Below are 22,560 nucleotides of genomic sequence, written 5' to 3' on the forward strand. Positions count from 1 at the left end.
AAAGTACCGGCTTCGGGGTATAGCTCAGCCTGGTAGAGCGCCAGCTTTGGGAGCTGGATGTCGTGGGTTCGAATCCCTCTGCCCCGACCATCCGTCTCCATGAGGTTCGAATCCATAAGGTTCGAAATCGCGGGTCAGCTAAGATGCGAATCTGGCGCCCGTAGCTCAACCGGATAGAGCACCGGCCTTCTAAGCCGGTGGTTGTGGGTTCGAGTCCCGCCGGGCGCGCCAAAAATGCCGTAAAAACAAGCTTTATGGTGGCTGTAGCTCAGTTGGTTAGAGTACTGGATTGTGATTCCAGTTGTCGGGGGTTCGAGTCCCCTCAGCCACCCCAGTTTGCGAAGTTGAAGTTGTTTGCTTACAATTTCGCTCCCGTTGTTCGGGGCCGTTAGCTCAGTTGGTAGAGCAGTTGACTCTTAATCAATAGGTCCAAGGTTCGAATCCTTGACGGCCCACCAAACACGAAACGCCCGGGTAAAACCGGGCGTTTTTGTTTTTGTCGTAGCCCCGTGGCATGGCGCGCGGCGGCGTGGTCGGTGGTGTCGCTGGGCGTGTTTCAGGCGGCGCGGTCCAAGGTTCGAATCCTTGACGGCCCACCAAACACGAAACGCCCGGGTAAAACCGGGCGTTTTTGTTTTTGTCGTAGCCCCGTGGCATGGCGCGCGGCGGCGCGGTCAGTGGTGTCGCTGGGCGTGTTTCAGGCGGCGCGGTCCAAGGTTCGAATCCTTGACGGCCCACCAAACACGAAACGCCCGGCCAAAAACCGGGCGTTTTGCTTTGCCGGCAGTCGCTCGGCCTAGAATGCGATCCACGCGAAAGTGGCGGAATTGGTAGACGCCCTGGATTTAGGTTCCAGTGCCGCAAGGCGTGCGGGTTCGAGTCCCGCCTTTCGCACCACGCCGCCTCAGCAGAAGGCGGCCCAGGCAAGGTGATCGAGCCGTCGCGAGTGACGAAAGTGAATCGCCGGCGCTTGGTCTGCCAGCCGGCGGTCTGGAAGCCCGCCGGCGCCTTGTTTTCCCACGCGCCGCGGCGCGCTCCAGTTTCTGGGCCCTGCGGCACGTCTGTCGCGGCGCCCCCGCGCAACTGGCACCCAGCCCGATAATCGGCGAAACTAGCAAGTTCCGCTGGCTGGCCGATTTCGCGTCGTGCCGACAGCCAAACCGCCAATCCAGCCTTCAAAACGCCGCCCGCGGAAGCGACCGCGTGGCAGCAGGAGTCGTCAGCAATGCAAGCTTCGGTCGAAACCCTGGGCAATCTCGAACGCCGTGTCACCTTCAGTCTTCCGGCAGACCGCCTGGAGACCGTGGTCGACGGCCGCCTGCGCGAGATCGCGCGGGGCGCCAAGATCAAGGGCTTCCGCCCGGGCAAGGTGCCTGCGAAGGTGATCCAACAGCGCTTCGGCCAGCAGGTCCGTGCCGAGGCCCTGGATGCACTGCTGCGTGAAGGGTTTGGCAATGCCGTGCGCGAGCACGCGCTGCAGATCGCCGGCAACCCCCGCATCGAGCCGAAGGAAGGCGACGAGCTCGCCTACGTCGCCACGTTCGAGGTGGTGCCGGATTTCGGCGACATCGATGTCGCCAAGCTCAATGTGACCCGCCACACCGCCGAAGTCGCCGAGACCGACCTCGAGGCGATGATCGAAAACCTGCGCCTGCAGCGTCGCACCTGGAATCCGGTCGAGCGCGCCGCACAGGAAGGCGACGCGGTCGAGATCGAAACCTGGTCGCAGGTGGGCGATGAGCGCGTTCCGGCGGAAGGCATTGAGCGCGGCGCAGCCGTGCTCGGGTCGGGCAACATGTTTGCTGCGATCGAATCCGCGCTGGCCGGCATGAAGGTGGGTGAAGAGAAGACCGTCGACGTCGACTTCCCGGCCGACTGGCGGGTTCCGCAGTTCGCCGGCCGCAACGTCAAGGTGCACCTGACGGCGACCAAGGTTTCCGAACCCGTGCAGCCGGAGGTCGACGCCGGCTTCATCAAGAGCTTCGGCATCAAGAGCGGCGATCCGGACCAGTTCCGCGCCGACATCCGCAGCAACCTCGAGCGCGAACTGAAGGGCGCGCTGATGAACCGCCTGCGTCGCGAGGTCGGCGAACAGCTGATCGCCGCCTATGCGCACGTCGAAATGCCGCCGCGCCTGGTGGAAGCCGAGGCCCGCAACATGGCCTTCCAGGCCGTCGAGCAGGCCCGCCGCCAGGGCCAGTACATCCCGGAAGTGCCGGCGGACGCCTACCTCGGCTTCATGGATCCGGCCCGCAAGCGCGTCCTCGTTGGCCTGCTCGTGGGCGAAATCGCGCGTCGCAATGACCTGCGCCTCGACCCGCGCCGCGTGACCGAGACCCTCAAGCTGATCGCTTCGACCTACGAGGAGCCGCAGCAGGTGATCGAGCTGTACCGCAACGATGCCCAGCTGATGTCCGGCCTGCAGGCCCGTGTGATGGAGGAGCAGGTGATCGACTGGATCGCCGAGCGCGCCCAGCACACCGAGCAGGCGATGTCCTTCAGCGACGCCATCCGCCAATAAATCGCAAGGAAGACCGCCCAAGCGGCGGTCCGGTGTCGGGCGCGGCTCCGGTCGCGCCCGCGTCGTTTTCGGGGTCCGGAATGCGACCCTGCTTCCGCCGCGGTCATGAATCATGCCGGCCGGACCCACTTGCGCTGGAGCCGCGCAGGCCCCAACTTGCTGACATCGCAGACCACCAGGTACCGCCCCAGATGGACAACAGAACCCGAGCCCTGAACCTCGTTCCGATGGTGGTCGAACAGACCAGCCGGGGCGAGCGCGCGTACGACATCTATTCGCGCCTGTTGAAGGAGCGGGTGATCTTCCTGGTCGGCGGGATCGACGACCACGTTGCCAACGTGATCGTGGCCCAGATGCTGTTCCTCGAGGCCGAAAACCCTGAAAAGGACATCAGCCTCTACATCAACTCGCCGGGTGGCATCGTCACGGCCGGCATGGCGATCTACGACACCATGCAGTACATCAAGCCGGACGTGAGCACGATCTGCGTTGGCCAGGCCGCCTCGATGGGCGCGCTGCTGCTGGCCTCGGGCGCCAAGGGCAAGCGCTATGCGCTGCCGAATTCACGCGTGATGATCCACCAGCCGCTGGGTGGCTTCCAGGGACAGGCGTCGGACATCGACATCCATGCCCGCGAGATCCTGACCCTGCGCCAGAGGCTGAACGAAGTGCTCTCCAAGCACACCGGCCAGGCGCTGGAAACGATCGCCCGCGACACCGAGCGCGACAACTTCAAGAGTGCCGAGGCCGCCCGCGAGTACGGTCTGGTTGACCAGGTGCTCGAGCGCCGTCCTGAAGACTCGATCCAGGCGGGTTGAGCCGGCGGGACCTTCCGCTGGCGCCTCAATCGGCAAATTATTGATTTCACTCACAAATCAGCATGAAATCCGGGCTGCAGGCGGCCCGGATCGCTGTGGTATTCTCGGGTGGCCGGTCGACCGGCAGCCAGCAACACGCAAGGCAGGGGCATGAGCGACGAAAGACAAGGCCGTGGAGACAGCAACAAGATCCTTTATTGCTCCTTCTGCGGTAAGAGCCAGCACGAAGTACGCAAGCTGATCGCAGGCCCCAGCGTCTTCATCTGCGACGAGTGCGTAGAGCTGTGCAATGACATCATCCGCGAGGAGCTCGAGGAAAAGGCGCAGTCGGCCCGCAGCCACCTGCCCAAGCCCCGCGAGATCCTCGAGGTCCTCGACCAGTACGTGATCGGACAGTCGCGCGCGAAGAAGACGCTCGCGGTCGCTGTCTACAACCACTACAAGCGGATCGAGAGCCGGCAGAAGAACGACGACGTCGAGTTGGCGAAGTCGAACATCCTGCTGGTCGGCCCGACCGGTTCGGGCAAGACGCTGCTGGCCGAGACGCTGGCGCGCCTGCTCAACGTCCCGTTCACGATGGCCGATGCCACCACGTTGACCGAAGCCGGCTATGTCGGCGAGGACGTGGAGAACATCATCCAGAAGCTCCTGCAGAAGTGCGACTACGACGTCGAGAAAGCGCAGCAGGGCATCGTTTACATCGATGAGATCGACAAGATCTCGCGCAAGAGCGACAACCCCTCGATCACGCGCGACGTGTCGGGCGAAGGCGTGCAGCAGGCACTGCTGAAGCTGATCGAAGGCACTGTCGCGAGCGTGCCGCCGCAGGGCGGGCGCAAGCATCCGCAGCAGGAATTCCTGCAGGTCGACACCCGCAACATCCTGTTCGTCGTCGGCGGTGCGTTCGCCGGTCTGGACAAGATCATCCAGCAGCGTTCGACCGAAGCAGGCGGCATCGGCTTCGGCGCCAAGGTCAAGAGCACCACGCGCAAGACCGATGCCAGCAAGGTGCTGGCGGATGTCGAGCCGGAAGACCTGATCAAGTTCGGCCTGATTCCCGAATTCGTCGGCCGCCTGCCGGTTGTGGCGACGCTGGAGGAGCTGGACGAAGCCGCGCTGGTGACGATCCTGACGGAGCCGAAGAACGCCATCACCAAACAGTTCAAGAAGCTGTTCGACATGGAAGGCGTGGAACTTGAGTTCCGCCCGGACGCGCTCACTGCGATCGCCAAGAAGGCGCTCAAGCGCAAGACCGGCGCCCGCGGCCTGCGCACGATCGTCGAGAGCGTCCTGCTCGACACGATGTACGACCTGCCGTCGCTGGAGAATGTCAGCAAGGTGGTCGTCGATGAGTCGGTGGTCGAACACAAGTCCGACCCTTATCTGATCTATCAGACACCGCCGGCAGCGCCAAAGCTCGCATCGGCTGAGTAGTGATCACAAGGGCGGCCGAGGCCGCCCTTGTTCTTTTCCGCCTTCCAGATTGCACGCGGTGGCCCGTCCATGGGTGTCCCCCGACGTAGCGGGATTGGGACAATCCCCATGGGAACCTGGCCCAAGCCACCGCAGCCATCACGCAAGTGAAGAACCGGCCGGCTGCCTGCGGGCGAGGGCCCTGCGCAAGGCACGCAATCGGGGGCCGTTCTGCATGAATACGGGCCGCGGCCGCCCGTGCAGGAGGTGCCGGGTAGGCGCGCCAAGCTGCTGATTTTTCGTGGGTTGTCAGGCAAAAAGACAATCAGTGAACACGGTCGCTTGCATCCTTTGGCCGTCAGCCCCATAACCGTGCGAAGCGCTGCGGCCTGGCCTCCCGGGTCGCACCCAATGCGTCCGCCTGATCTCCTTGGAGTTGCCATGACTGTCTCTTCCGACCGCGAAACGATGAACTTGCCGGTGCTGCCGCTGCGGGACGTCGTGGTCTTTCCGCACATGGTGATTCCGCTCTTCGTCGGCCGCGACAAGTCGATCCGCGCGCTCGACCTGGCGATGGAGTCCGACAAGCGGATCCTGCTGGTGGCCCAGCGCTCCGCCGAGACCGACGACCCGTCGGGCAAGGACCTGTACGAAACCGGCACGCTGGCCCAGGTGCTGCAACTGCTCAAGCTCCCGGACGGCACGATCAAGGTGCTGGTGGAGGGCGTATCGCGCGTAATCGTCGACCAGGTCGGCGAGAGCAATGGCGCGCTCGCCGGCAATGCGCAGGTCGTTGATCCCGTGATGGACCGGGACGAGCGCGAACTCGATGCGATTACCCGTTCGTTGATGGGGCTGTTCGAGCAGTACGTGAAGACCAACCGCAAGCTGCCGCCGGAACTCATGCAGACGCTGGCGGGCATCGACGAGCCGGGTCGCCTTGCCGACACGATCGCCGCGCACCTGGGCGTTCGGCTCAGCGACAAGCAGAAGCTCCTGGAAAGCCACTCCGTCGGTGCGCGCCTGGAACAACTCGTCGGCCTCGTCGACGGTGAAATCGACGTGCAGCAGCTGGAGAAGCGCATCCGCGGCCGCGTGAAGTCGCAGATGGAAAAGAGCCAGCGCGAGTACTACCTCAACGAGCAGATGAAGGCGATCCAGAAGGAGCTCGGCGAGATCGACGACGCGCCCAATGACATCGACGAACTGACCCGCAAGATCGCCGAAGCCGGGATGCCCAAGCCGGTCGAAGCCAAGGCGCGCAACGAACTCAACAAGCTCAAGCAGATGTCGCCGATGTCCGCGGAGGCGGCCGTCGTGCGCAACTACCTGGAATGGCTGCTCGGCGTGCCGTGGAAAAAGCGCACCAAGATCCGCAAGGACCTCAAGGCCGCGCAGGATGTGCTCGATGCCGACCACTTCGGCCTGGAAAAGGTCAAGGAACGCATCCTCGAATACCTTGCCGTGCAGTCGCGCGTGGCGAAGATGAAGGGCGCGATCCTGTGCCTCGTCGGCCCGCCGGGCGTGGGCAAGACCTCGCTGGGCCAGTCGATCGCAAAGGCGACCAACCGCAAGTTCGTGCGCATGTCGCTGGGCGGCGTGCGCGATGAAGCTGAAATCCGCGGCCACCGCCGCACCTACGTAGGCTCGATGCCGGGCCGCATCGTGCAGAACCTCAACAAGATCGGCAGCAAGAATCCGCTGTTCGTGCTGGACGAGATCGACAAGATGTCGATGGACTTCCGCGGCGATCCGTCCTCGGCATTGCTGGAAGTGCTCGATCCCGAGCAGAACACCGCCTTCAACGACCATTACCTCGAAGTCGACCTCGACCTGTCCGAAGTGATGTTCGTGGCGACGTCCAATTCGCTGAACATTCCAGGTCCGTTGCTCGACCGCATGGAAGTGATCCGCATCCCGGGTTACACCGAGGAGGAGAAGCTCAACATCGCCATGCGCTACCTGCTGCCCAAGCAGATCAAGGCGAACGGCCTGAAGCCGGAAGAAATCAAGATCGCGGAAGACGCCGTGCAGGACATCGTGCGCTATTACACGCGCGAATCCGGCGTGCGTAATCTGGAACGCGAGATCTCCAAGATCTGCCGCAAGACGGTGAAGGAGATCGCGCTTGCCGGCCCCGCCAAGGCAAAGAAGGCGGGCGCCAAGGCCAAGCCCGTCACCGTGACCTCGAAGAACCTCGACAAGTACCTGGGCGTGCGCCGCTTCGACTTCGGCCGCATCGAGGAACAGAGCGAAATCGGCCTGGTAACAGGCCTGGCGTGGACCGAAGTGGGCGGCGATCTGCTGCAGGTCGAGTCGACCCTGGTGCCCGGCAAGGGGCAACTGCTGCTCACCGGCCAGCTCGGCGAAGTGATGAAGGAGTCCGCTTCGGCCGCCTTGTCGGTCGTGCGCGCGCGGACCGATCGCCTGGGCATCGACCTGGACTTCCTGCAGAAGCATGACATTCATGTCCATGTTCCCGAAGGCGCGACGCCGAAGGACGGGCCGAGTGCGGGCATCGCGATGGCCACGGCCCTCGTGTCCATGCTGACGAAGAACCCGGTCAAGGCAGATGTCGCGATGACCGGCGAAATTACCCTGCGTGGCAAGGTGCTCGCGATCGGTGGCTTGAAGGAAAAGCTGCTGGCGGCCCTGCGCGGCGGCATTCGCACGGTGATCATTCCGGACGAGAACAAGAAGGATCTGGCCGACCTGCCCAAGGCCGTGACGCAGGGCATGAAGATCGTCACCGCGAAGTGGATCGACGAAGTGCTCGATGTCGCGCTGGAGCGGCCGGTGACCCCGACGCCCGCGATTCCGCCGGGCGAACTGCCGGTGCCGGATGGCGTGCAGTCGGCGGCGCAGGTGGACGTCAAGCATTGATGTCGACGCCTGGCCCCGCATCCCAATCGCCCTGAAGCCCGCACCATTGCTTGCTCTCAGCTTGCGGCCCCCGCAACCGCGCTGGTATAACGACGCCAGCCGCGTTGCTGCTGAGCCAGCGCAATCATGCGGCCCACTCGATCGGTAGCCGATTTACACAATCGGCTGTCCGGTTATCAGTACATCGCGGCGATCTGCCGCACAGGGAGTCCATACGAATGAATAAGGGCGAATTTGTTAGCGCCGTCGCTGACGCTGCCGAACTTTCCAAGGCCGATGCCGCCAAGGCTGTCGACGCCGCCATCAGTGTCATCACCAAGGCGCTGAAGAAGGGCGACGCGGTCACCCTCGTCGGCTTCGGCACCTTCCAGGTGCGCGAGCGCGCCGCACGCGAAGGCCGCAATCCGAAGACTGGCGAAACGATCAAGATCGCGAAGTCGAAGAACCCGTCGTTCAAGGCCGGCAAGGCACTGAAGGACGCGGTCAACTGATCAACGCCTCGGCGTTGCCTGCACGAAGCCCGGCACTCGCCGGGCTTTTTGTTGGCGGCAATCCCGCTTCCCATGCTCGCCTTGTCGGCCGTGATCGTCGCATCGCCCGCGCTGCGCTATGATTCGCGGCCCGGGTGCTTAGCTCAGCGGTAGAGCGTCTCCTTTACACGGAGAGGGTCGGGGGTTCGAAACCCTCAGCACCCACCAGGTTCGAGAATTTCAGATCGGGTGTTGCGCAGTTCGGTTCTGATCTGTATTATTTTCGGCTCAGCGCGGAGTGGTAGTTCAGTCGGTTAGAATGCTGGCCTGTCACGCCGGAGGTCGCGGGTTCGAGTCCCGTCCACTCCGCCATTTATCCCGGAACGCCCGCAGAAATGCGGGCGTTCTGCTTTTTGCGTCCCGCAAATGCGGGATGGCGCCTGGCGGGGCGGTTCCTCATGCATTCGCCACCGCAGGGACGGATTGCCTGGGCGAAATCCATGGCGCTCGACGGCGGGTCAAGACCGGCTCTACACTGCGCGGCTACGTTATCGCCCTTGTTGGTTATCCCATGTTGCAAGCCATTCGCGAAAAAACCTCGGGCTGGATCGCCACCGTGATCCTCGGGTTCATTGCCCTGTTGCTGGTTCCCTTCGGCATCAGCCAGTACCAGGTCCAGCGCAACGAAGACTTTGCCGCGCGCGTCGAAGCGCCGCCGTCGTGGTGGGCGTCGGCGCCGTCCTGGTGGCCCGCGTCGGCACTGTGGGACCATGAGGACGTCACCCGCGAAGAATTCCGCAGCCAGTTCGAGCGCGCGCGCCAGCAGCTGCGTGCGCAACAGGGCGAGGCATTCGATGCCAGGGAGTTCGAGAGCGCTGAAAACAAGCGCCGGATCCTCGACCAGATGATCAACCTGAGTGTGCAGAAGCTCGCTGCGCGCTCGGCCGGCGTCACCGTCAGCGACGCGATGGTGCAGAAGGAAGTAATGGGCATCCCGGCGTTCCAGGTCGATGGCAAGTTCAACTACGACCGCTACCGCCTGGCACTGTCCTCCCAGATTCCGCCGCAGACCGAAAAGCAGTTCGAGCGCCTGGTGCGCGAGGGCCTTGAGCAGTCGCTCGTGAATGTCGCGATCGACAAGAGCAGCTTCTATACCCCGGCGGAAACGGACAGGCTGCTCCAGTTGATGTACGAAACCCGCGACGCCAGCGTGCTGCTGTTGCCGCCTCCCGCCGCGGATACCGCCCCGGTGAGCGATGCGGAGATCAAGACGTGGTACGACACGCATGCTGCCGCGTACCGTGCGCCGGAAACGGTGTCGCTGGAGTATGTCGAGGTCAATGCAGCAGAGCTGCCGGTGGCTGCGCCTGATGATGCGGCCTTGCGCGCGCGCTTCGAGCAGGAAAAGAAGCAGTTTGTCGAACAGGAGCAGCGACTGGCCTCGCATATCCTGATCCAGGTCGATGAGAAGGCCGACGCCGCGGCCCAGAAGGCCGCTGAAGCCAAGGCGAAGCAGATCTACGCGCAGGCCAAGGCTCCAGGCGCGGATTTCGCAGCGCTTGCACGCGCCAACAGCGACGACCCGGGCTCGAAGGACAGCGGTGGCGACCTGGGTTGGAACGCCAAGGGCGTGATGGTCCCGGAATTCGACAAGGTCATGTTCGCGCTCAAGCCGGGTGAGATCAGCGAGCCGGTAAAAACCAGCTTCGGTTGGCACATCATCCAGCTGCGCGAGGTCAAGAGCGCGCAGCAGCAGGACTTCGAAGTGGTGCGCGAACAGTTGCTGCGCACGGAAAGCGAGGCCGCGCGCGAGCGTGCGTTCAACGACGTCAGCGGCAAGCTCGTCGACCTGGTCCTGAAGAACCCGTCGTCGCTGGGCCCGGCCGCGAGCGAGCTGAAGCTGCCCGTGCGCACGCTGGGACCGGTCGCCCGCAACTCCAATGAGGGAATCCTTGCCACCACGGCGGTAAAGCGCCAGGCGTTCGACGAAACGCGCATCCAGGACGGCACCGTCAGCGATCCGATCGAGATCGGTCCCAACCACAGCGTGCTGCTGCGTGTCACCGCGCATACGCCCGAACGCGCCCAGCCGCTCGCACAGGTTCGCGATGCGGTGATCGCGGCCGTGCATGCCGATCGCTCGCGCAAGGCAGCGGAACAGGAAGCCGGCGCCCTGTTGGCCCGCCTGCGCGGTGGCGAGGCGCTGGCGCAGGTCGCCGCGTCGAAGAATCTGCCGCCGCCGAACGTGATCCCGGGCGTACAACGTGGCATGCCCGTGCCGGATCCCGCAGTGTCCGAGGCCATCTTCGCCGCGGCCGTCCCGGCAGAAGGCAAGGTCACGCCGGGCAAGATGACGTTGCAGGGCGGGAATGTGGTGTTGTTCACCGTCGACCGCGTCAAGCCTGGCGACATCGCTGCCATGCCGCCGGCCCAACGCGACCGCACGCGCGACCAGCTGGCGCGCGTAGCCGCCGAAGAGGAACTGCAGGCGCTAGTGCTGTCGCTGCGCAAGGGCATGAAAGTGAAGATCGTCGAGCAGAACCTCTGATCGACGTAACCGCGACGCAGCCTTCGCGGAACGAAAAAGCCCGGCCTTGCCGGGCTTTTTCTTTTTTCGCAGCTCCTGCACATCGCGGACGCGGGCGGCCAAATTGGCCCAATGAATTCCCACGGGAGTGGCCTCTAACCCGCGGTCGCTCGCACTTTATGGTCGCGACGGGAATCGTCCCGAAGGAGAACACCATGAAGACAAAGTCATTCCGTGGTAGTCGCGTGTTGGCGATGCTGGCCGTGATGGTTGCGGCACCGATCAGCATTTCGCCGGCTTTCGCGCAGGACGCGGCCGGTTGTGCCCGCCAGTTCGAACTTGCCCAACGCGTGGATATGGAGTCGTTCCGGGATTACGACCTGGAAACGTGGCTGGCCGGCCACGATGAACGTGCCGTCACCGTATTCGCCAGCGGTGCCAAGCGCATCGGAATCGATGCCATCGAGCAGGCCCTGGCTTCGCATTTCGCCAACCGCGAAGCGGTCTGGAGCTGGACCGAGTTGTATCGCGTCGTTGATGGCTGCCACTCGGCGGTCATCCTGTACGACACCGTGTACGCCATTCCCCGCATCGGCTTCCGCCAACATGCGCTCACGAGCGTCACCTATACCCATGACGGCAATAAGTGGCTCTCGATCGCGGATCAGGGAACGCTGCTGCCCTGACGGGATCGCAGGTCGCGTGACAAGCCGGTCCATGGACCGGCTTCCGTGCCGATCGATCGGTTACTTCAGCTCGAACACGAACTTGCGCGACGGACCATCCTCGATGGATACCGTGATCGAGTAGTGCCCTGGGGGATCGCCCGGTTCGACCTTCCATGCGTTGAAGATGTAGCCGCTGTCGGCGCGGACTTCCCGCTCGGTGACGATGGATCGGTTGCTCGCGGCAAGCACGCGGGTACCGATCTTCTCCTTGCCCCAGGTCCGCGGGGGAGAGGGAAGCGTGAGTTCCTCACGCCATCGGATGCGGGACCTGTCCGTCCGGAGACGGATGAGCCAGCCATATTGCTGGCCGGCGGTGAGCGGCACCACCCGTGTCGGTTCGAACATGGCCTGGCCGGCTTGTTCGGTTCGATACAGGCCAAAGGTGGCTTGCGTCATGACGACGTCTGGCGTGGGGCGGTTGCATGCACCGGCCATGCATGCAATTGCCACGATCATCGATCTGGCGAGGAAGCCGGGAGCGTTCATCGAAAGAGCATGCGCCCCATGGCGCATGCTCCGTGTCATTGCGACGTTACTCGACGTCGAGGCCGGTCATGCCGAGGATGTTGTAACCGGAGTCGACATAGGTGACTTCGCCGGTCACGCCTGCGGCCAGGTCCGAACACAGGAATGCGGCGACGTTGCCGACCTGTTCGATGGTGACGGTACGGCGCAGTGGCGCATTTTCCTCGACATGGCCGAGGATCTTGCGGAAACCGGCAATGCCTGCCGCCGCCAGCGTCTTGATCGGGCCGGCCGAAATCGCGTTGACGCGCGTGCCTTCCGGGCCGAGGTTGTAGGCAAGGTAGCGCACGGTCGCTTCCAGGCTGGCCTTCGCCACGCCCATCACGTTGTAACCGGCCAGCGCGCGTTCCGCGCCGAGGTAGCTGAGGGTCAGGATCGAGCCATTGCGACCCTGCATCTGCGGGCGCGCGGCCTTGGCGATCGCGGCGAGCGAGTAGGCGGAGATGTCATGGGCGATCGCGAAGTTTTCGCGGGTCAGGCCATCCAGGAACTGCCCGGCGATCGCTTCACGCGGCGCATAGGCGATGGCGTGGACGAGGATGTCGAAGCCATCGGTCCAGTGCTTGCCCAGTTCGGCGAAGCAGTCGGCGATCTGCTGGTCGCTGGTTACGTCCAGCGGAATCACGATGTTGCTGCCGTACTCCTCGGCCGCCTTCTCGACGCGGGATTTGAGCTTGTCGGTCTGATACGTGAAAGCCAGCTGCGCGCCTTCGCGATGCATGGCTTCGGCAATGCCGCTGGCGATGGAACGTTCGCTGGCGATGCCGGTGATCAGTGCGCGCTTGCCTTGCAGGAAACCCATGACTCGTCCTCGTGTTTGGCCGCGTGGGGCGGCTGAGCAAAGGCTCTAGTGTAGCGGAGGGGTGGAAGCCGGTTGTTGCTGCCGGGCGGGAGGGAGCCCTGGAGTCGGGTGGCGCGGAGTTTCAGGCTGGGCATGGCCCAACCGGTTTCAGGGCAGCGTTTTCAGGGCGTGGCGGCGGCCGTCTTCGGCACATCGCCGGCAGTGGCGCCGGCATCGATCAGCAACACCGTTCCGGGGCGCAGGACGCTGCTGGCGTCGAGCCCGTTGCGCTCGAGCAGGACGCCCGTCCGCAGTCCGTAGCGCGCCGCGATCTTCGAGGCGTTCTCGCCGCGCAGGACGGTGTGGCGGCGCGCGGTGCTCTGCGGCCCGGGAGGGGCGGGAGTATCGGTCGGCATGGCCTGGGATGGCGGGCTATCCGCCGCTGCTATGGGGACGGCGACGTCCGCGAGAGCAGTGCCGGGCGCAGGCGGCTCGGAAGCCGCCATTGCCATGGGCGTGGAAGCGGTGACGTCGAGCGCGCCCGAAGCGGAAGACTCCGGCCCGGCAGCGGCCACGGCCAGCAGGTGCGCGGGCTTGCCGTTGGCCCGAGTGATCCGCCCGCCGGTAAAGGCGGGATTGAGCCGTTGCAGTTGCGCGGCATCCTGCCCGCTGCGCCGGGCCCAGCCAGCGATGTCGGTGACGCCCTCCGCCACCGTCACGGACTGCAGGCGCGGCACGGGCCGATCGAGCGCCTGCAGCCATTCCTCGCGATCGTCGGCCTGCTCGAGCAGGCAGGACAGCGCGTGCAGCTTGCGGACATACGCGTGAGTGATGGGCGACAGGCCGGGGAGCGTTTCCGGCGTGGCGTTGCGTGCGACCTGGCCGCCGCGCTTGAGGGCGCCCATCACCCGATATTCGCCGGCGTTGTATGCCATCACTGCCAGCCGCCAGTCGCCGGCGAACATTCCGTACAAGGTTTTCAGGTAGCGCACCGCAGCCGTGGTGGAGTCCACCGGCGACAATCGGCCGTCGTAACCGGCCCGGATCGACACCTTATGGTCGCGCGCTGTCACCGCGATCATCTGCCACAGCCCCGCCGGCCCTTGCGGGCTGCGTGCGCCTGGCTTGTAGCCACTTTCGACAAAGGGAATCAGCGCGAATTCGGTCGGCAGGTGCGACGCCCGGACGGAATCCACCACGTAGCCGAACAGTGGCAGCACGTCATCGTTGCCCGCGGCCAGTTGCCCGGGGGCACGGGCGAAGTGAGCCTGCCAGCGTGCACTGGCTTCGTCCTTGCACTCCGGGTCGGCCAGGCCCTCCCGGAAGCGCTGGTAGATCTCGCGGCCGTTGCGGGTCCCGGCCTCGGTGAGGACGGCGTCGGCAGCGCTTGCGCATGCCGGCACCGCCAGCAGCAGGGCCAGCGCTAGTCCCGCGGCGCGGGCCGTCATGACGTGAACCCGTCCTTCCAGCGCCGCAGTTCGGCGAAGGCTTCGACGCTGCCGGCCGGGCCACGGCCAAGCCGCGCCTCGATGGTGCGGCGTACTTCGGGGGCGTCGATCCGCAGGAACGGATTGGTGGCCAGTTCATTGGCCAGCGTGCTGGGCAGGGTAGGCAGTCCACGGTCCCGCATGGTCCGGGCTTCCTCGGTACGACGCCGCAGCGCCAGGTTGCCGGGTTCTACCACGCTGGCGAAGCGGCCGTTGTTAACCGTGTACTCATGCCCGCAACAGACCAGGGTCTCCCCGGGAAGATTTGCCAGTTTTGTGAGCGAGGCCAGCATTTGCGCGGGGGTCCCCTCGAACAGGCGGCCGCAGCCCAGACTGAACAAGGTGTCGCCACAGAACACGAGTCCTTCGCCATGGAAGGCGATATGGCTGAGGGTATGGCCGGGGATTTCCATGACCGTGAACCGCCAGCCCTCGATTTCGACGCCATGGCCTTCGCCGACGCGGCGGGTGGCATGGCCGATGCGCGGGTCATCCGGGGCAATGACCGCCAGATCGGGCCACTTTTGCAGGAGATCGCCCGTGCCGCCGATGTGGTCCGGATGGTGGTGGGTGAGCAGTATGGCGATGGGCTGCAAACCCTCCCCGGCGGCCGCCAGCACCGGTCCGGCCTCGCCGGGGTCGACGATCAGCGCCCGTCCGGCCTCGTCCGCCAGGGTCCAGATGTAGTTGTCGGCAAACGCGGGCAGCGGACGCAGTTGCATGCTTGGCTCCGTTGAGCACCCATCCCGTGCGGCGATCCCTCACAATCCGACCATGCCTCCGCTCGCCGCAACCCGTCAATCCGAAGGCCCGCTGGCCTGGTTCGGCAGTGCTGCCGGGCAGGGGCTGCTGGCGGTCGAGGCCGCGGCCATGGCGCGGGTGCTGGCCGGCATTCCCGCGCTGCCCTGGTGCTGGCTGGGCGTCCCGGGCGCCGTGCCGCCGGACGCGCCGGGCGGGCGTGGCGTGCTGCTGCGGCGGGATGGCGAGCATTTCGATGACTTCCGCTTCACGGGAGCACTCCGCTGCAGCCTGCCGCTGCCACTGGCCAACGAGAGTTTCGGTGCCGTCCTGCTGCAGCACACGGTGGACGACGGCTTCGACATCGATGAGTTACTGGGCGAATGCGAGCGCATCCTCGCTCCCGGTGGCACGTTGTGGCTGGCGACGCTCAACGCCTGGAGCCCGTACCGCGCACGCTGGGGCCGTACCGGGCTGCACGCCCGCGTGACCGGTAGTTGGCAGGCTTCGCTGCGACGGGCCGGTTTCGCACTGGATTCGGTGAACCTGCAGTGGCTGGGCCCTCGTTGGCGCATGGATCGGGGCGACGTTGGCGTCGGCATGAACGACTGGCTGCGCGCCGGCATCGCCCTGAGCGTGAACAAGCGCGTCCATGCGTTGACGCCGCTGGCGCCCAAGCACAGCTTCCGCCTGCAGGGTGCCGCGCACTCTCGCGTGTCATGGCGTTTTGAAGAACTGCGATCCGAACAACTGCGACGTCAGGCAGCGATAATCCGTAAATGACACAAACACAACGAAAGTCGGTCGAGGTCCATACCGATGGCGCCTGCCTCGGCAACCCCGGACCCGGCGGCTGGGCTGCGCTGCTGCGCTATGGCCGCCACGAGCGCGAGGTCGTCGGCGGCGAAGCGGCGACCACCAACAACCGGATGGAATTGATGGCCGCGATTTCGGGGCTCGAAGCGCTGTCCGAAGGTTGCGAAGTCACCCTGTTTACGGATTCGCAGTACGTGCGCCAGGGCATCACGGAATGGATGCCGGGCTGGGTGCGGCGCGGCTGGAAGACCGCGGGCGGGGACCCAGTGAAGAACCGGGAACTATGGGAGCGCCTGCACGCTGCCACCGGCCGCCACCGCATCGAATGGAAGTGGGTGAAGGGGCACTCGGGCGATCCCGACAACGAGCGCGTCGATGTCCTGGCGCGCAACCAAGCCCTGCGTTTCAAGCAGGGTGTCGCCGTTTAGGCGATTGTGAATTTGTAACCCGTCGTTTTGTACCCCGTCGTTCCAGCTGGCCGCCAGGCCTTAAGCTTCCGACCTGCAACTGCCAAGAGTGCCCGATGCGCCAGATCATCCTCGACACAGAAACCACCGGCCTGAGCTGGGCCAGCGGCAACCGCGTCGTGGAAATCGGCTGCGTCGAGATGGTGGAGCGCCGCCCGACTGGCCGCACCTTCCACTGTTACCTCAATCCCGAGCGCGAGTTCGAAGCCGGCGCGCAGGAAGTCACCGGTTTGACGCTGGAGTTCCTTGCCGACAAGCCGTTGTTCGCCGCCGTCGCCGATGAATTCCTCGCCTTTATCGAAGGCGCCGAACTGGTGATCCACAACGCGGCCTTCGACGTCGGCTTCCTCGACAACGAACTGCGCCTGCTGGGCCCGCAGTACGGTGCGCTCGCCGACCGCTGTACCATCGAGGACACGCTGCTGCTCGCGCGCCAGCGCTTCCCCGGCCAGCGCAACTCGCTGGATGCACTGTGCAAGCGGTTCGACGTCGACAATACCCATCGCCAGCTGCACGGCGCGCTGCTCGATGCGCAGTTGCTGGCGGAGGTCTTCATCGGGCTGACGTCCGGCCAGGGCGAAATCGGTTTCGAAGCCGGGGCGGAGGCCGCGGCCGGCGCTGCGGCCGTCGCGTTCGAAGTCGACCTGCGTGTCCCGCGTCCGCGCGTCGTCGTGGACACGGCGGACGCCGCGGCGCACGAGGCCCGGCTCGCGCAGTTGCGCAAGAAGGCGGGGAAGGTGTTGTGGGATACGTGGGCCGACGAGGCTCAATCGGCTGCGGCGGCCCTGGACGAGCTGGCCGCCATTCCCGCCTGAAGCTCTGCTCAGTGATTGCGGACCAGCACCACGGTCACGTTGTCCGAGCCACCGCCGTCGAGCGCCGCCGCGACCAGTTCATCCACGCATTCCTGTGCGCTGCAATCGCTGTGCGAGAGCACCTTGGCGATGTTGCGGTCTTCCACTTCCTCGGTCAGGCCATCGCTGCATAGCAGCAGCTGCATGCCGGGGCGCAGTTCGCCGGTCATGGTCTCGACGTTCAGGCTGCGCGGGTCGGTCACGCCCAGCGCCTGCGTCACCACGTTGCGGTGAGGGTGGCTGCGTGCCTGCTCATGGGTGATCGCCCCGTTGGCGATCAGCTCCTGTACGTAGCTGTGGTCCTGGGAGAGCTGCACCAGCTGGTTGTCGCGCCACAGGTAGACGCGGCTGTCGCCCACCCAGGCCACTTCGAAGCGGCCGCCGCTGACGCGGGCGGCCACGACGGTGGTGCCCATGGGCAATGCGTCGTGGCGACGCCGGGAGATGCGGATGATTTCCTCGTCGGCGATGCGGATCGCGGTGGCAAGCGGCGTGCCATCGCGGATCTCACGAACGATGGTCTCGCGGGCCAATGCGCTGGCGACCTCGCCATATTCGTGCCCACCCATTCCGTCAGCGACCAGCCACAGGCCCAGTTCACTGTCCCCGTAATAGGTGTCCTCGTTGAGTTCCCGACGCAGGCCGACATGCGTCAGGTGTCCGAATTCGATCATTGGGAAACCGGGGCGAGGAGGGCTTTCGGAAGGGTGAACGCGATAATCGTGGTGGAGCGGCCGTAAAGGCAAGCGCCGGCCGCGCCCGGCCGAAAAGCAAAACGCCCCTCGAAAGGGGCGTTTTGCTCGATCTGGCGGAGAGGGAGGGATTCGAACCCTCGGTACGCTATAAACGTACGCCTGATTTCGAGTCAGGTACATTCAACCACTCTGCCACCTCTCCGGAAGTGGGCCGCGAATGATACGTGCCGGGCCCAGTCCCGGCAAGTTTCCGGGCGGGGAAGTTAAACTGTCCGCTTCGCAGGTCGGGTCGTCTGCTCGCCCTTCCTCCTCCCGCCGCGGCAAGCGCCCGGCCCAAAACGGTTCCCCCCATGTCCGAAATCCTGGTTCCGGTGTCCTTTGGTGAGCTGCTCGACAAGATCGCCATCCTGCAGATCAAGTCCGAGCGCATGAGCGACGAGGCCAAGCTGGCCAACGTGCGCAACGAGCTCTCGGCGCTGGAACAGACCTGGATGGGGCACCCGGCCGCGGGCAAGGACATCGTGGAACTGCGCGCAGCGCTCAAGGCCGTGAACGAGCGCCTGTGGGTGATCGAGGACGACATCCGCATCAAGGAAAAGGCGCAGGAATTCGATGCCGAATTCATCCGCCTCGCCCGCAGCGTCTACTTCGAGAACGACGAACGCGCGCGCATCAAGAAGGACATCAACCTCGCACTGGGCTCGGCCTATGTCGAGGAGAAGTCCTACCAGGACTACAGGACGGGCGCCGCGCCGTAAGCCTTTTCAGCTGTCCGTTTCCAGCTGCAGGTTGCCATCGAGCACCCGCAGATTGAAACGGAACAGCGTGATCCGCCATGTGCCGTCCATCCGCGCCAGGCGGAAGTCATAGCTGCCGATGAACGTGCGCAGGTTGCGGCCGCTGGCTGTCGGCCGGTAGTGGGTGGCCGTGCCGTAGCAGTAGGCTTCCGCGGCATCGCCGTCCACCGAGATGCGCAGGTTGCCGACCTGGTGATGCACGGCCTGGATCGGCTGCAAGCCGGTTTCCCACGTCGCTGCCATTTCAGGGCCGGTGACTTCGAACGGCTCGCCGCCGACCAGCGAGGTCATGTCGACATGCAGTCGCGGCGCCAGTGCCGCGCGCACCGTCGCCCAGTCGCGGTTGTCGGTGCCGATGAACAGCGCGTGGATCACGTCGCCTATGGCGTCCTTGTCGATCAGCGTTTCCAGGTTCATTGGATCTCCTTCAGTCCGTGTAGTCCGTGACATAGCGTTCGAATGCGGCGATCGCATCATTGACGGTCGCCAGTTCCATGACGCCGTCGTGCTCGATCTTGGTGCCCCACTTCAGTTCCGATGCTGGTCGGCCGAGGTACTTGCGGGCCGCGTCGTCGTAGCGGTCCACGCAATAGCGACGATCGGAATAGGGCCCGCTGCGTGCGGGATTGCTCGCTGCATGCAGCCCCAGCACTTTTGCCCCCATCGCGTTGGCGATGTGCATCGGGCCCGAATCCGGCGTCATCACCAGGTCGGCCCGTTCAAGCAGGGCAGGGAGCTGCTTGAGCGTGTCCTTGCCGACCAGGTCCAGGGCGGGGGCCTTCATGGCGGCAAGGATCGCATCTGTGGTTTCGCGCTCCAGCTGGCTGCGGCCACCGCAAAGCACGATGCGCCAGCCGCGCGCGGCGGCGTGATCGGCGACGGCGGCGTAGCGGTCTGCTTGCCAGTTGCGCAGTTTGTGGCTGGAGCAGGGCGAGATCAGCAGCGTCTGTGAGCCGTCCTCGATCCACTGGGCATGCGCCCATTCGCGCGCGGCATCCGGTACCGGCAGGTCCCAGCGCACCTGCGTCTGCTTGAGTCCAAGCGGTTCGCAGAAGCTGCCGATAGCATCCAGGACATGGAGACCGGGGCGGTCGGGAATGCGCTCGTTGATGAAGAGGCCGTGGAGGTCCTTGGAACGGGAACGGTCATATCCAACGCGGAGCTCGGCTGGAACGAAGGCCGACAGCAGGTTGGCGCGCGCTGCCACCTGCATCTGCAGCAGCACCTCGTAACCGCGGCCGCCCGTGCGTTCGCGCAGCCGGCTGCGCAGGGCGCGCATGCCCGCGAAGCCGGTCTTCTTGTCGTACTCGACGAAGTCGACACCGGGCAGTCCCTCCAGCAGCCGGTGCTCGCCCTTGCCGATGACCCAGGTCAATGCGATCTGCGGCCACGCAGCCTGCAGGGTGCGCACCAGCGGCACGACGTGGGTGACATCGCCCAGTGCGGACAAGCGCAGCAGGCAGATCGACAGGGGTGCTTGCGGCATGGGTCTTGCTAGACTCGGTGGGATGACGGGTTATGACGCTGCCGAAGGATTGATGCCGTTCCGCGACGAGCGCGGCTACGGCGCGATTCTGTTCGACAACACGCGCGTGCGACAAGCCAAGCCGGAATGGTTCCTGCCGGCATTCTGGGGCGAACAGGCCCGACCGGTTGCGAGTGGTGGCCGTGGCGGCGCGTGGTTCGTGGATGCGCCGTTCGGTTCGAGTGTCCTGCGTTGCTACCTGCGCGGCGGGCTGGCTGCCAATTTCAGCCGTGACCGTTACTGGTGGCAAGGTGCCAACCGCACCCGCAGCTTCGCCGAATTCCGCCTTACCCGGGCGATGGCCGCCAAAGGCGTGCCGGTGCCGAGGCCGATCGCCGCGTATTACCGGCGCGAGGGCCATTTCTACAGTGCGGCCATCCTGATCGAGCGCATCGATGATGTGCGCACGCTGGCTGACCGTGCCGTCGTCGCTGGCGACGGCGCGCCATGGGAAGAGGCCGGCCGCTTGATCGCCCGTATCCATCGCGCCGGCCTGGACCACGCCGACCTCAACGCCCACAACCTGCTGTTCGACCCGACCGGCCGCGGTTGGGTGATCGATCTCGACCGTGGCGAGCAGCGCATTCCCGCCACCGGCTGGCGCGAAGGCAACCTGGCGCGCCTGAAGCGTTCGCTGTTGAAACTGCGCGGCGCGCGCCCCATCGAGGAAGTAGAGCGGGATTTCGCCCGTTTGCGCGCGGCCTACGACCGCGTCTGGGCACGAGGCACTTGATGGGCTGGAGTCTGCGACTGCAGGGAGTCGGCAACGCGTCAGCGGTTCAGTTGGGATCGGCGATGGCCACGATCGAGCGCGACGGCGCGCCGTGGCTCACGATCGATTGCGGCAACGAAGGCCTGAGCCACTACCTCGCGCAGTACGGCGAAGCGCCGCGCGCGTTGTTCATCACCCACACCCACCTCGATCACATTGCCGGTTTCGAGCGCCTGTTCGTTTCCAGCTACTTCGATGAAACCAGGCGCGGCAGGGTGCGCCTCTATGTCCCCGCCGCACTCGTGCCCCTGCTGCACCAGCGCGTGGGCGACTATCCCAACCCTCTTGCCGAAGGCGGGGCGAACTTCTGGGACGCCTTCCAGGTGATCCCGGTCGGGGCTTCGTTCTGGCACGACGGCGTGCGGCTGGAGGTGTTCGCCACGCGCCATCACTGGCCCGAGACTTCCTTCGGCCTGCGCCTCCAGGGCAGCGTCGTGTGGACGGGCGATACGCGGCCGATTCCCGAGCAGCTGGCCAAGTACGCCAACGCTGGCGAACTGGTCGCCCACGACTGCGCGCTGCATGGCAATCCCTCGCACAGCGGCATCGACGATCTCGAACGCGAATACCCTGCCGAGTTGCTTTCGCGCTGCGTGCTCTATCACTACGCCAGCCGCGAGGAAGGCGAAGTCCTGGCCGCGCGCGGCCATCGCGTGGCGAAAGCGGACGACGTGATCGGCCTGGCCGATCCGAGCGCGCCCAGGGCGCAGCCGTGAAAGGGGAAGCCGCCATCGTCGTCCCGACCGGCGTCCACGACGCGCTGGGTCGTCCGCTGCGCGATCTGCGCCTGTCCGTGATCGAAGCCTGCAATTTCCGTTGTCCGTATTGCATGCCGGCGGAGCGGGTGCCGGAGGACTACGGCTTCGATGCGGCGTCGCGGCTGTCGTTCGACGAGATCGAAACACTGGTGCGTGGCTTCGTCCAGGCCGGGGTGAGCAAACTGCGCCTCACCGGGGGCGAGCCATTGCTGCGCAAGCGCCTGCCCGAACTGGTTGCACGGCTGGCCGCCATCGATGGACTCACCGACATCGCACTGACCACCAACGGCTCGCTGCTGGCGCCGCAGGCACGTGCGCTGCGCGAGGCCGGATTGCACCGCGTAACGGTCAGCCTCGACGCGCTGGACCCGATGCTATTCCGCAACCTGTCGGGTGGCCGCGGTGAAGTCGCGGACGTGCTCAGGGGCATCGACGCCGCAACGGCGGCCGGATTTGCGCCCGTAAAGCTCAACTGCGTGGTGCAGCGCGACATCAACGAGAGTGAAGTGCTGCCGCTGGTGGCGTTCGCGCGCGCGCATGGCCACATCATCCGCTTCATCGAATACATGGACGTGGGCACCTGCAACGGCTGGCGGCGCGAGCGCGTGGTGCCGTCGGCCGAGCTGCGCGACCGCATCCACGCGCAATGGCCGCTGCGGCCGCTGGATGCGCAGTACCGTGGCGAAGTCGCTTCCCGATACGGCTTCGCCGATGGCGTGGGCGAGGTGGGTTTCGTCAGTTCCGTCAGCGAGCCGTTCTGCGGGGACTGCCATCGGGCGCGCGTTTCCGCCGACGGACAGCTGTACACCTGCCTGTTCGCGGGAACCGGACACGATCTGCGAGCAGTACTTCCCCAAGGGGCCGACGCGCTGGCCCGCCATCTGGAAGGGCAGTGGTCGCGGCGCAGGGACCGGTACAGCGAACTGCGGGGTCAGGCAAAAGCACCGCGCAAGCATGTCGAGATGTACCTGGTTGGCGGCTGAGC

General features: G+C 65.3%; 21 protein-coding genes and 8 tRNA genes. 21 read left to right on the forward strand and 8 right to left on the reverse strand.

Annotated features, from left to right (window positions below):
- The first annotated feature begins 13 nt into the window (after nt 1–13).
- From ACYVGE_RS02880 to ACYVGE_RS02945, 14 genes are all read left to right on the forward strand, one after another.
- Nucleotides 14–90, forward strand: a tRNA-Pro gene (locus ACYVGE_RS02880).
- Nucleotides 91–154: 64 nt separating this feature from the next.
- A tRNA-Arg gene (locus ACYVGE_RS02885) sits at nt 155–231 on the forward strand.
- A 26-nt stretch (nt 232–257) separates the two neighbouring features.
- Nucleotides 258–334, forward strand: a tRNA-His gene (locus ACYVGE_RS02890).
- A gap of 48 nt (nt 335–382) precedes the next feature.
- Nucleotides 383–458 (forward strand) — tRNA-Lys (locus tag ACYVGE_RS02895).
- 354 nt (nt 459–812) lie between these two features.
- Nucleotides 813–897: transfer RNA gene (locus ACYVGE_RS02900), tRNA-Leu, on the forward strand.
- A gap of 328 nt (nt 898–1,225) precedes the next feature.
- Nucleotides 1,226–2,521: a trigger factor gene (tig, locus tag ACYVGE_RS02905; protein WP_460726872.1), complete on the forward strand. Its 1,296-nt coding sequence runs from the start codon at nt 1,226–1,228 to the stop codon at nt 2,519–2,521.
- A 191-nt stretch (nt 2,522–2,712) separates the two neighbouring features.
- Complete coding sequence (gene clpP, locus ACYVGE_RS02910; RefSeq protein ID WP_457095757.1) at nt 2,713–3,339, forward strand: ATP-dependent Clp endopeptidase proteolytic subunit ClpP; 627 nt, start codon at nt 2,713–2,715, stop codon at nt 3,337–3,339.
- A 150-nt stretch (nt 3,340–3,489) separates the two neighbouring features.
- Nucleotides 3,490–4,773: an ATP-dependent Clp protease ATP-binding subunit ClpX gene (gene clpX / locus ACYVGE_RS02915; RefSeq protein WP_460726873.1), complete on the forward strand. Its 1,284-nt coding sequence runs from the start codon at nt 3,490–3,492 to the stop codon at nt 4,771–4,773.
- A gap of 420 nt (nt 4,774–5,193) precedes the next feature.
- Entirely contained in the window at nt 5,194–7,635 is a 2,442-nt protein-coding gene (gene lon, locus ACYVGE_RS02920) for an endopeptidase La (RefSeq protein WP_460726875.1), read from the forward strand.
- Nucleotides 7,636–7,853: 218 nt separating this feature from the next.
- Complete coding sequence (locus ACYVGE_RS02925) at nt 7,854–8,126, forward strand: HU family DNA-binding protein (protein WP_187712483.1); 273 nt, start codon at nt 7,854–7,856, stop codon at nt 8,124–8,126.
- Between the two features lie 132 nt (nt 8,127–8,258).
- Nucleotides 8,259–8,333 (forward strand) — tRNA-Val (locus ACYVGE_RS02930).
- Nucleotides 8,334–8,400: 67 nt separating this feature from the next.
- Nucleotides 8,401–8,477, forward strand: a tRNA-Asp gene (locus ACYVGE_RS02935).
- A 199-nt stretch (nt 8,478–8,676) separates the two neighbouring features.
- Entirely contained in the window at nt 8,677–10,653 is a 1,977-nt protein-coding gene (locus tag ACYVGE_RS02940; protein ID WP_460726877.1) for a peptidylprolyl isomerase, read from the forward strand.
- Between the two features lie 194 nt (nt 10,654–10,847).
- Nucleotides 10,848–11,318: a hypothetical protein gene (locus ACYVGE_RS02945; protein ID WP_460726879.1), complete on the forward strand. Its 471-nt coding sequence runs from the start codon at nt 10,848–10,850 to the stop codon at nt 11,316–11,318.
- 60 nt (nt 11,319–11,378) lie between these two features.
- Here ACYVGE_RS02945 and ACYVGE_RS02950 read toward each other — a convergent pair whose 3' ends face one another.
- From ACYVGE_RS02950 to gloB, 4 genes are all read right to left on the reverse strand, one after another.
- Nucleotides 11,379–11,756, reverse strand: a complete 378-nt coding sequence (locus ACYVGE_RS02950) for a hypothetical protein (protein ID WP_460726881.1) — start codon at nt 11,754–11,756, stop codon at nt 11,379–11,381.
- A gap of 136 nt (nt 11,757–11,892) precedes the next feature.
- A complete protein-coding gene (locus ACYVGE_RS02955) occupies nt 11,893–12,687 on the reverse strand; it encodes an enoyl-ACP reductase FabI (protein WP_457095762.1) in 795 nt (264 codons plus the stop codon).
- A 161-nt stretch (nt 12,688–12,848) separates the two neighbouring features.
- On the reverse strand, nt 12,849–14,114 hold the full coding sequence (locus ACYVGE_RS02960) for a lytic transglycosylase domain-containing protein (RefSeq protein WP_460726883.1): 1,266 nt from the start codon (nt 14,112–14,114) through the stop codon (nt 12,849–12,851).
- Nucleotides 14,111–14,875, reverse strand: a complete 765-nt coding sequence (gene gloB, locus ACYVGE_RS02965; RefSeq protein WP_460726885.1) for a hydroxyacylglutathione hydrolase — start codon at nt 14,873–14,875, stop codon at nt 14,111–14,113. The genes ACYVGE_RS02960 and gloB overlap by 4 nt, the downstream gene beginning before the upstream one ends.
- Nucleotides 14,876–14,927: 52 nt before the next feature.
- On the opposite strand from gloB, the gene ACYVGE_RS02970 reads away from it, so the two are divergent.
- From ACYVGE_RS02970 to dnaQ, 3 genes are all read left to right on the forward strand, one after another.
- Complete coding sequence (locus ACYVGE_RS02970) at nt 14,928–15,674, forward strand: methyltransferase domain-containing protein (RefSeq protein ID WP_310051746.1); 747 nt, start codon at nt 14,928–14,930, stop codon at nt 15,672–15,674.
- The gene (gene rnhA, locus ACYVGE_RS02975; protein ID WP_460726888.1) at nt 15,671–16,135 is read left to right on the forward strand and encodes a ribonuclease HI; all 465 of its coding nucleotides are present in this window, start codon (nt 15,671–15,673) and stop codon (nt 16,133–16,135) included. The genes ACYVGE_RS02970 and rnhA overlap by 4 nt, the downstream gene beginning before the upstream one ends.
- A gap of 95 nt (nt 16,136–16,230) precedes the next feature.
- Nucleotides 16,231–16,989: a DNA polymerase III subunit epsilon gene (gene dnaQ / locus ACYVGE_RS02980; RefSeq protein ID WP_460726890.1), complete on the forward strand. Its 759-nt coding sequence runs from the start codon at nt 16,231–16,233 to the stop codon at nt 16,987–16,989.
- An 8-nt stretch (nt 16,990–16,997) separates the two neighbouring features.
- Here dnaQ and ACYVGE_RS02985 read toward each other — a convergent pair whose 3' ends face one another.
- Nucleotides 16,998–17,702: a PP2C family protein-serine/threonine phosphatase gene (locus ACYVGE_RS02985; RefSeq protein WP_310051754.1), complete on the reverse strand. Its 705-nt coding sequence runs from the start codon at nt 17,700–17,702 to the stop codon at nt 16,998–17,000.
- Nucleotides 17,703–17,834: 132 nt separating this feature from the next.
- Nucleotides 17,835–17,925, reverse strand: a tRNA-Ser gene (locus ACYVGE_RS02990).
- Nucleotides 17,926–18,073: 148 nt separating this feature from the next.
- Here ACYVGE_RS02990 and ACYVGE_RS02995 point away from each other — a divergent pair.
- Nucleotides 18,074–18,481 (forward strand): DUF6165 family protein, encoded by a 408-nt coding sequence (locus ACYVGE_RS02995; protein WP_460726892.1) that lies wholly within the window; start codon nt 18,074–18,076, stop codon nt 18,479–18,481.
- Between the two features lie 6 nt (nt 18,482–18,487).
- Here the strand turns inward: ACYVGE_RS02995 and ACYVGE_RS03000 are convergent, their stop codons facing one another.
- Together ACYVGE_RS03000 and ACYVGE_RS03005 are read right to left on the reverse strand one after the other, a co-directional pair.
- Nucleotides 18,488–18,937, reverse strand: coding sequence for a nuclear transport factor 2 family protein (locus ACYVGE_RS03000; protein ID WP_460726895.1), 450 nt, complete (start codon nt 18,935–18,937; stop codon nt 18,488–18,490).
- Nucleotides 18,938–18,947: 10 nt separating this feature from the next.
- Nucleotides 18,948–20,006 (reverse strand): glycosyltransferase family 9 protein, encoded by a 1,059-nt coding sequence (locus ACYVGE_RS03005; RefSeq protein ID WP_460726897.1) that lies wholly within the window; start codon nt 20,004–20,006, stop codon nt 18,948–18,950.
- Between the two features lie 22 nt (nt 20,007–20,028).
- Here ACYVGE_RS03005 and ACYVGE_RS03010 point away from each other — a divergent pair, with 22 nt between their 5' ends.
- From ACYVGE_RS03010 to moaA, 3 genes are read left to right on the forward strand one after another with little or no spacing between them, the layout of a single operon-like run.
- Entirely contained in the window at nt 20,029–20,778 is a 750-nt protein-coding gene (locus ACYVGE_RS03010) for a 3-deoxy-D-manno-octulosonic acid kinase (protein ID WP_460726899.1), read from the forward strand.
- On the forward strand, nt 20,778–21,533 hold the full coding sequence (locus tag ACYVGE_RS03015) for an MBL fold metallo-hydrolase (protein ID WP_460726901.1): 756 nt from the start codon (nt 20,778–20,780) through the stop codon (nt 21,531–21,533). Before ACYVGE_RS03010 ends, ACYVGE_RS03015 begins: the two co-directional genes overlap by 1 nt.
- Nucleotides 21,530–22,558 carry a GTP 3',8-cyclase MoaA gene (gene moaA / locus ACYVGE_RS03020; protein ID WP_460726903.1) on the forward strand — a complete coding sequence of 343 codons (1,029 nt, stop codon included), beginning with the start codon at nt 21,530–21,532 and terminating at the stop codon, nt 22,556–22,558. The genes ACYVGE_RS03015 and moaA overlap by 4 nt, the downstream gene beginning before the upstream one ends.
- The last annotated feature ends 2 nt before the right edge of the window (nt 22,559–22,560 follow it).

The organism is Lysobacter rhizosphaerae (assembly GCF_054779795.1).

What these genes read in the sequence shown, in the direction of transcription:
- clpP (WP_457095757.1), top strand. Translation starts at nt 2,713, where the DNA reads ATGGACAACAGAACCCGAGCCCTGAACCTCGTTCCGATGGTGGTCGAA.
- ACYVGE_RS02960 (WP_460726883.1), bottom strand. Translation starts at nt 14,114, where the DNA reads ATGACGGCCCGCGCCGCGGGACTAGCGCTGGCCCTGCTGCTGGCGGTG.
- ACYVGE_RS02940 (WP_460726877.1), top strand. Translation starts at nt 8,677, where the DNA reads ATGTTGCAAGCCATTCGCGAAAAAACCTCGGGCTGGATCGCCACCGTG.
- ACYVGE_RS03000 (WP_460726895.1), bottom strand. Translation starts at nt 18,937, where the DNA reads ATGAACCTGGAAACGCTGATCGACAAGGACGCCATAGGCGACGTGATC.
- tig (WP_460726872.1), top strand. Translation starts at nt 1,226, where the DNA reads ATGCAAGCTTCGGTCGAAACCCTGGGCAATCTCGAACGCCGTGTCACC.
- rnhA (WP_460726888.1), top strand. Translation starts at nt 15,671, where the DNA reads ATGACACAAACACAACGAAAGTCGGTCGAGGTCCATACCGATGGCGCC.
- ACYVGE_RS03005 (WP_460726897.1), bottom strand. Translation starts at nt 20,006, where the DNA reads ATGCCGCAAGCACCCCTGTCGATCTGCCTGCTGCGCTTGTCCGCACTG.
- gloB (WP_460726885.1), bottom strand. Translation starts at nt 14,875, where the DNA reads ATGCAACTGCGTCCGCTGCCCGCGTTTGCCGACAACTACATCTGGACC.
- ACYVGE_RS02970 (WP_310051746.1), top strand. Translation starts at nt 14,928, where the DNA reads ATGCCTCCGCTCGCCGCAACCCGTCAATCCGAAGGCCCGCTGGCCTGG.
- ACYVGE_RS02945 (WP_460726879.1), top strand. Translation starts at nt 10,848, where the DNA reads ATGAAGACAAAGTCATTCCGTGGTAGTCGCGTGTTGGCGATGCTGGCC.
- ACYVGE_RS03010 (WP_460726899.1), top strand. Translation starts at nt 20,029, where the DNA reads ATGACGGGTTATGACGCTGCCGAAGGATTGATGCCGTTCCGCGACGAG.
- clpX (WP_460726873.1), top strand. Translation starts at nt 3,490, where the DNA reads ATGAGCGACGAAAGACAAGGCCGTGGAGACAGCAACAAGATCCTTTAT.
- ACYVGE_RS02995 (WP_460726892.1), top strand. Translation starts at nt 18,074, where the DNA reads ATGTCCGAAATCCTGGTTCCGGTGTCCTTTGGTGAGCTGCTCGACAAG.
- dnaQ (WP_460726890.1), top strand. Translation starts at nt 16,231, where the DNA reads ATGCGCCAGATCATCCTCGACACAGAAACCACCGGCCTGAGCTGGGCC.
- ACYVGE_RS02950 (WP_460726881.1), bottom strand. Translation starts at nt 11,756, where the DNA reads ATGACGCAAGCCACCTTTGGCCTGTATCGAACCGAACAAGCCGGCCAG.
- lon (WP_460726875.1), top strand. Translation starts at nt 5,194, where the DNA reads ATGACTGTCTCTTCCGACCGCGAAACGATGAACTTGCCGGTGCTGCCG.
- ACYVGE_RS02955 (WP_457095762.1), bottom strand. Translation starts at nt 12,687, where the DNA reads ATGGGTTTCCTGCAAGGCAAGCGCGCACTGATCACCGGCATCGCCAGC.
- ACYVGE_RS03015 (WP_460726901.1), top strand. Translation starts at nt 20,778, where the DNA reads ATGGGCTGGAGTCTGCGACTGCAGGGAGTCGGCAACGCGTCAGCGGTT.
- ACYVGE_RS02925 (WP_187712483.1), top strand. Translation starts at nt 7,854, where the DNA reads ATGAATAAGGGCGAATTTGTTAGCGCCGTCGCTGACGCTGCCGAACTT.
- ACYVGE_RS02985 (WP_310051754.1), bottom strand. Translation starts at nt 17,702, where the DNA reads ATGATCGAATTCGGACACCTGACGCATGTCGGCCTGCGTCGGGAACTC.